The sequence below is a fragment of the Pantoea wallisii genome (genome assembly GCF_002095485.1).
GTDB classification, from domain to species: Bacteria; Pseudomonadota; Gammaproteobacteria; order Enterobacterales; family Enterobacteriaceae; genus Pantoea; species Pantoea wallisii.
In genome coordinates, this window is record NZ_MLFS01000107.1 from 1 (window position 1) to 6273 (window position 6273).

General features: G+C 57.9%; 8 protein-coding genes. 3 read left to right on the forward strand and 5 right to left on the reverse strand.

Features of this window, described 5'->3' with window-relative positions; translation table 11 throughout:
* Window positions 1-164: 164 nt before the first annotated feature.
* Window positions 165-557, reverse strand: a complete 393-nt coding sequence (locus HA48_RS21545; RefSeq protein WP_128603137.1) for a YbhQ family protein — start codon at window positions 555-557, stop codon at window positions 165-167.
* Window positions 558-735: 178 nt separating this feature from the next.
* On the opposite strand from HA48_RS21545, the gene HA48_RS21550 reads away from it, so the two are divergent.
* From HA48_RS21550 to HA48_RS21560, 3 genes are read left to right on the forward strand one after another with little or no spacing between them, the layout of a single operon-like run.
* Window positions 736-1497, forward strand: a complete 762-nt coding sequence (locus HA48_RS21550) for an endonuclease/exonuclease/phosphatase family protein (protein WP_128603138.1) — start codon at window positions 736-738, stop codon at window positions 1495-1497.
* On the forward strand, window positions 1494-2738 hold the full coding sequence (gene clsB, locus HA48_RS21555) for a cardiolipin synthase ClsB (RefSeq protein WP_128603139.1): 1245 nt from the start codon (window positions 1494-1496) through the stop codon (window positions 2736-2738). Before HA48_RS21550 ends, clsB begins: the two co-directional genes overlap by 4 nt.
* Window positions 2738-3712, forward strand: coding sequence for a lysylphosphatidylglycerol synthase domain-containing protein (locus HA48_RS21560; protein ID WP_128603140.1), 975 nt, complete (start codon window positions 2738-2740; stop codon window positions 3710-3712). Before clsB ends, HA48_RS21560 begins: the two co-directional genes overlap by 1 nt.
* A 44-nt stretch (window positions 3713-3756) precedes the next feature.
* Here HA48_RS21560 and HA48_RS21565 read toward each other — a convergent pair whose 3' ends face one another.
* The 4 genes from HA48_RS21565 to HA48_RS21580 all read right to left on the reverse strand — a co-directional run.
* Window positions 3757-4464 (reverse strand): Bax inhibitor-1/YccA family protein, encoded by a 708-nt coding sequence (locus tag HA48_RS21565; RefSeq protein ID WP_021508489.1) that lies wholly within the window; start codon window positions 4462-4464, stop codon window positions 3757-3759.
* 57 nt (window positions 4465-4521) lie between these two features.
* Window positions 4522-5616, reverse strand: a complete 1095-nt coding sequence (locus HA48_RS21570) for a DUF1615 domain-containing protein (RefSeq protein WP_128603141.1) — start codon at window positions 5614-5616, stop codon at window positions 4522-4524.
* A gap of 82 nt (window positions 5617-5698) precedes the next feature.
* Complete coding sequence (gene moaE / locus HA48_RS21575; RefSeq protein WP_128603142.1) at window positions 5699-6151, reverse strand: molybdopterin synthase catalytic subunit MoaE; 453 nt, start codon at window positions 6149-6151, stop codon at window positions 5699-5701.
* A gap of 2 nt (window positions 6152-6153) precedes the next feature.
* Window positions 6154-6273 (reverse strand): MoaD/ThiS family protein (locus HA48_RS21580; RefSeq protein WP_208613168.1); only part of this gene is annotated, 120 nt, incomplete at its 5' end.

The following is a 6273-nucleotide window of genomic DNA, read 5'->3' on the forward strand; positions in this document are numbered from 1 at the left end:
CCCAAAGGGCCGCCAGACCCAAAGGGCCGCCAGACCCAAAGGGCCGCCAGCGGCGCCGGCAGGGACCCGGCATGATGCCCGACGACAGAGATATCATGCGTGAGGATTTACCAGAGACAAAAAAGGAGCCGCATTGGGCTCCTTTCTGCTTCGCTGTTGCGTTATCAGCTACGCTTCTTTTCTACGCGCCGCGGTGGCTCTTTGGCCAGCAGCGACATCAGCGCCGGCCCCACCAGCATCACCACACCCAGACAGCCAATCAGCAGGTTGTTATGGATGAAACGTGAAAGCAAAAACAGCGTCAGCATAGCTGCGCCAAAGTAGTACGTCGTCGTCACTTCTTCCAGAGAGTCACCAAAGCGGCGCAAACGGGCACTACGCTGAAGGGCCAGCATGGTGATAAACACCAGCGCATACGCTGCCACCAGGGTACTGCTCACTTCAACCAGCGCCTTATGTTTCCAGCCCCATACCAGCGCAGCAATCACCAGCAGGTGCGTAGCAATGTGCAGGCAGGTTTGACCGGTAACAATCTGAACACGATTAGACAATTTCATTCTTTTCTCCTGGCAGACCTGACTGAGCCTGCCCAAGTGTATCTGGCAGCGGCCAGATGGATTTCCTCAATGTAAAGCAAATTTCAGATAACGCCCTAATTTTCTGCCCCCGGCACCATCCGTTTGTGACAAAGACTACACTTTGTTCTGTTGATGATGAAAAGGAGCGCGTCGCAGTATGCCACAAAACACGCAAGGATTTTCATTTAAGGTCCTGACGATCAATACCCATAAAGGGTTCACCAGCTTTAATCGCCGCTTTATCCTGCCGGAACTGCGCGACGCCGTCCGGGCAACCTCGGCGGATATTGTCTTCCTGCAGGAGGTGATGGGCACGCACGCTATCCACTCGTTACACATTGATAACTGGCCAGAAAGTTCGCATTACGAATACCTGGCCGACACCATGTGGCACGACTTTGCCTACGGCCGTAACGCGGTCTATCCGGAGGGGCACCACGGGAACGCGATACTGTCACGTTTCCCCATTACTGAGTATGAAAATCTCGATATTTCCGTGGCCGGCAGTGAAAAACGCGGTATGTTGCACTGTAAAATTCAGCTGCCGGAGCGCGATCAGCCGCTGCATGTCATCTGTGTCCATCTGGGCCTGAAGGCGCAACATCGCCAGGCGCAGATGAAGATGATGTGCGAGATGATTGATGCGCTGCCGCCCGATGCCCCGTTGGTGGTAGCGGGTGATTTTAATGACTGGCAGGTGCACGCTAACCGCTTTTTAAAACGTGGTGCCGGCCTGGAGGAGGTTTTCAGTATGAAAACCGGCCGTCCCGCGCGCACTTTTCCGGCTCGCTTTCCTCTGCTGCGCCTCGATCGCATCTATATCCGCAACGCCTCGGTGAGTCAGCCGTGGGCGCTGCCGGTTAAACCCTGGTCTCATCTTTCCGATCATGCGCCGCTGGCGGTGGAGATTTTCCTATGAATTTTAGCTGGCGCGACGGCAATCAGTTGCGATTGCTGGAGAATGGCGATCAGTTTTTCCCGCGCGTCTCCGGTGCCATTCAGCGGGCTCAGCGCACGCTGCTGCTGGAGACGTTCATCCTGTTTGAAGACGATGTGGGCAACGCCCTGCACCGCGATCTGCTGGCCGCCGCGCAGCGTGGGGTCAAGGTTGAGGTGATGGTTGATGGCTACGGTTCGCCAGACCTCTCTGACAGCTTTGTTAACAGCCTGACCGAAGCGGGCGTGCGCTTTATCTATTACGACCCGCGTCCGCTGGTGATGGGCATGCGCACCAATGTGTTCCGGCGCCTGCATCGCAAAATCGTGGTGATCGATGAGGAGATTGCGTTTGTAGGCGGCATCAACTTCTCTGCTGAGCACAACACCGATTATGGTCCGCAGGCCAAGCAGGATTATGCCGTTGAGGTAAAAGGGCCGGTGGTACTGGACATTGCTCGTTACGTGCAGCAGGCCATGGGCAGCGAGCAGATTACCCGCCGCTGGTGGGGCGCGCGTTCACAGCGTATGGCGGTTAATGCCCTGCCCGGCGATGCGCAGGTGCTGTTTGTCTATCGCGATAACGATGAGCATCGCGACGATATTGAGCAGCACTACCTCGATATGCTGCGCAAGGCGAAGCAGGATGTGATTATCGCTAACGCCTACTTCTTCCCCGGCTATCGCCTGCTGCGTGAGATGCGCAGCGCCGCGCAGCGTGGCGTGCGTGTGCGCCTGATTGTGCAGGGGGAGCCGGATATGCCGATTGTGAAGGTTGGCGCGGAGCTGCTCTATAACTATCTGGTCGATGGCGGCGTTGAAGTGTACGAGTATTGCCGTCGGCCGCTGCACGGCAAGATCGCGGTGCAGGATCAGCAGTGGTCAACCGTGGGGTCCAGCAACCTTGACCCGCTCAGTCTGTCGCTCAATCTCGAAGCCAACCTGATTATCCACGATCGCACGTTTAATCAGACGCTGCGCACCAACCTTGAACAGCTGTTGGCGGAGGATTGCGTGCGGGTTGACGAAGATAAGCTGCCGCCGCGTAACTGGTGGCAGCTGACCAAGGGCGTCATCGTGTTCCACTTTTTACGCCACTTCCCGGCTATCGCTGGCTGGTTACCGGCCCACACACCGCAGCTCACCCAGGTTGATCCCCCGGTGCAGCCGGCAATGGAAACACAGGATCGGGTTGAAGCCGATAATGAAGGAGCGAAACCCTGATGAGTAAAAAAAATCCGCGCTGGCAGTTAGCGAAAAAAGTCCTTACCTGGCTCTTTTTTATCGCGGTGATCGTGCTGCTGGTGGTCTACGCGCGCAAGGTGAACTGGGAAGATGTCTACAAAGTCATCGTGGGTTACAACCGCTACGTGGTGATCGGTGCGGCCGCGCTGGTGGTGGTCAGCTACCTCACTTATGGTTTGTATGACCTGATTGGCCGCGCCTACTGCGGGCACAAGCTGGCCAAGCGCCAGGTGATGCTGGTGTCATTTATCTGCTACGCCTTCAACCTGACGCTCAGTACCTGGGTTGGCGGCGTGGCCATGCGCTACCGCCTCTACTCACGGCTCGGCCTGCCGGGCGGCACTATAACCCGCATTTTTTCGTTGAGCATCGCCACCAACTGGCTGGGTTATGTCCTGCTGGGTGGCGTGGTATTTGTCTCTGGCATGGTGCCCATTCCACCGGGCTGGTTTATCGGTGACGGCACGCTACGGGTGATTGGTGCGGTGCTATTGGTGATTGTGGCGATCTATCTCTGGGCCTGCGCCTTTGCGAAGAAGCGCCGCTGGACGGTAAAAGGCCAGCACCTGCAGTTACCCTCACTGCGCATGGCGCTGTTCCAGTTTGCCGTCTCCTGCGCCAACTGGATGGTGATGGGCTGCATTATCTGGCTGCTGCTGGCGCGTGAGGTCGATTACCCTATCGTGCTGGGCGTGTTGCTGATTAGCAGTATCGCCGGCGTGATTATTCATATCCCGGCGGGCATTGGCGTACTGGAAGCGGTATTTCTGGCGTTGCTGAGCGGCCAGCATGCCTCGCACGGTGAGATTATCGCTGCGCTGCTGGCCTACCGCGTGCTCTATTTCATCCTGCCATTGCTGCTGGCACTGGTGCTGTATCTGTGGCTGGAGAGTCGGGCGAAGCATCTGCGGCAGAAGAACCAGCGAGAGATGGAGAAGTCCGGCGTGCGTTAGCCGGTGATCGGTGGCGGCCTGGACGGCCGCCACTGTGTGCAGGATTAACGGCGGTTGCCGAAAATACGCAGCAGCATCAGGAACAGGTTGATGAAGTCGAGATAGAGCGTCAGCGCGCCCATAATCGAGAAGCGACGCAGGTTCTCTTTATCATTCACATCAATGCCTTCACCAATCGCTTTCAGCTTCTGCGTGTCGTACGCCGTCAGGCCCACGAACACCACCACGCCGATATAGGTGATGGCCCACATCAGCGCCGGGCTCTTCAGCCAGAAGTTCACCAGCGACGCCAGCAGGATACCGATCAGCGCCATAAACAGCAGGCTGCCAAAGCGGCTCAGGTCACGTTTGGTGGTGTAACCATAGAAGCTCATGGCCCCAAACATTCCCGCCGTCACAAAGAAGGTGCTGGCAATCGACGAGTAGGTGTAGACCAGGAAAATGCTCGCCATGGTCAGGCCGGTTAGCGCCGAATAGAGCATAAACAGACCGGTTGCAACCGCCCCGCTCATGCGCTGTACCATGCCGGAGAGCACAAACACCAGCGCCAGCTGCGCGATAATCAGCCCAAAGAAGGTGATGCGGTTGGCAAACACCAGCTCCATCACTGCCGGCGTACGCGCGGCAAACCATGAGACAAACGCCGTCAGCAGTAAACCGCAGGTCATCCAGCCATAGACCTGCGCCATATAGGTCTGCAGCCCGGTTGATGCCTGCTGCACAATTGAACCATTACGTGGATATCGATCCATGATGCACCTCATTAAATGTAATAAACGCTGTAAGTGTGGAGCTTACTCCCGGTTGCGTCAACGGCGCGTCAAACACTGCTGATATCGGCCGTTAACCCGCTGAGCAAACCATGCGGTAGTCAGATTGCGGGTAATCTTCGGGCTCTCCAGTTTGATGCCGGGCAATATTTCACGCGGCAGACGCTTGCCGGCCATCTTATCGGCGAGGATAAAGGTCTGTTTCCACAAAGTGCTGTCGCTGAAGCTGGCGCTATCGCCCTTCTCCAGATCGCGGCGGATCTCCCGATTGCTCATGTCCAGCTGTTTACTCAGCGTGCGTACCGCCAGCTCGGTTGTTCCGGCCTGCTCGCTGCCATATAAAATCAGATCACCATCCAGCGCCAGTTTCATGCCGCTGGCGCGCGCCACTGCAGCCTGGAAGGCGGCATTGCGGCTGGCGTACCAGCCTGCATTGAAGTCCGCAAAGCGGTATAGCGGCTGGCTGTAGTCCGCCGGATAGCCCAGCAGGTGCAGCGTGCCGAAGTAGATGCCGCCGCGCCGGCTGAAGACTTCGCGGCGAATTGAGCCGTCAACCGGCCAGGGGTAACCTTTGGCATGCGCTTCCGCAAACGCGATGCTGACCTGCATCGGCCCGCCGGTATGAATCGGGTTGAGATTACCGAACAGCGTCTGTCCCATCGGCACCATATCGATAAAGTCGTCGAAGATTGCGCTCAGCTCGCGCTCGCTGTGCACCTTATCGAGACGCGCAGCATAACTTTCACCGTTCGGGGATTTGATCAGGAGTGCCGTTCGCACCAGGAAGGCCGGCACGTGCACTTTGGCGGCGCGGCGGTCTATCTCAGCCCAGGCAATTTTTGGCAGGCCCGGCACGCTGGCATCGGCACTGAAGCCGGACTCCTGATCGGCCACGGCGATTACCGCACAGAGGTTACTGGCGCTGGGGTCGATTTGCTGCACGCGGAACGTGGTGTAGATGTCATCAGCCCACGCCGATTTTTGCGTAACGTGGCTGGGCAGCAGCTGCTGGATCTGCGCTTTCACATCGGCAGGTTGCCGGGCCGGCACCTGCGGCTCTTTTTTGGTGCTACATCCGGCCAGTATCAGCGCGGTCAGCAGCGCCGCGCCTTTCAGCATAGTGGTAGAGTTCATCCTGTTCCCTGATAAGCCAGCAAAAACCGTACCTTAACGTTTTCAGCCGGCCGCGGCTATCAGACCCGGGAGATTTTGCGGGCTACTTCCAGCGCTCTGCGGCCTGATGGTCACTGTCGCGCGCATCAACCCAGCGATCGCCCTGCGCAGTGGCTTCACGCTTCCAGAACGGTGCGCGGGTTTTCAGATAATCCATAATGAACTCGGTAGCGGCAAAGGCGCTGCCGCGATGCGCGCTGCTGACGCCGACAAACACAATCTCATCGCCGGGAAATAGCTCTCCCACGCGATGAATCACGCTGACCTGCTGTAGCGCCCAGCGCTCACGCGCTTCCGCCACGATCTCTGCCAGCGCCTTTTCGGTCATGCCCGGATAGTGCTCCAGCGTTAGCGCCGCAACGCTGTCGCCGAGATTGTGATTACGCACTTTGCCGGTGAAGGTGACAACAGCACCGTCGCTATTATCCGTGGAGAGCAGCGCATACTCTTGCCCCACGTCAAAGGGCTCAGCGCCTACGCGAATACGGGTATTCACACTTAACCTCCGGTCACCGGTGGGAAAAACGCCACTTCATCGCCGGCCTGCAGCGGATGGCTCATCGGCACCAGCGTCTGGTTCACCGCCGCCAGCAGCTTGCCGGACTCCAGCGCCAACGC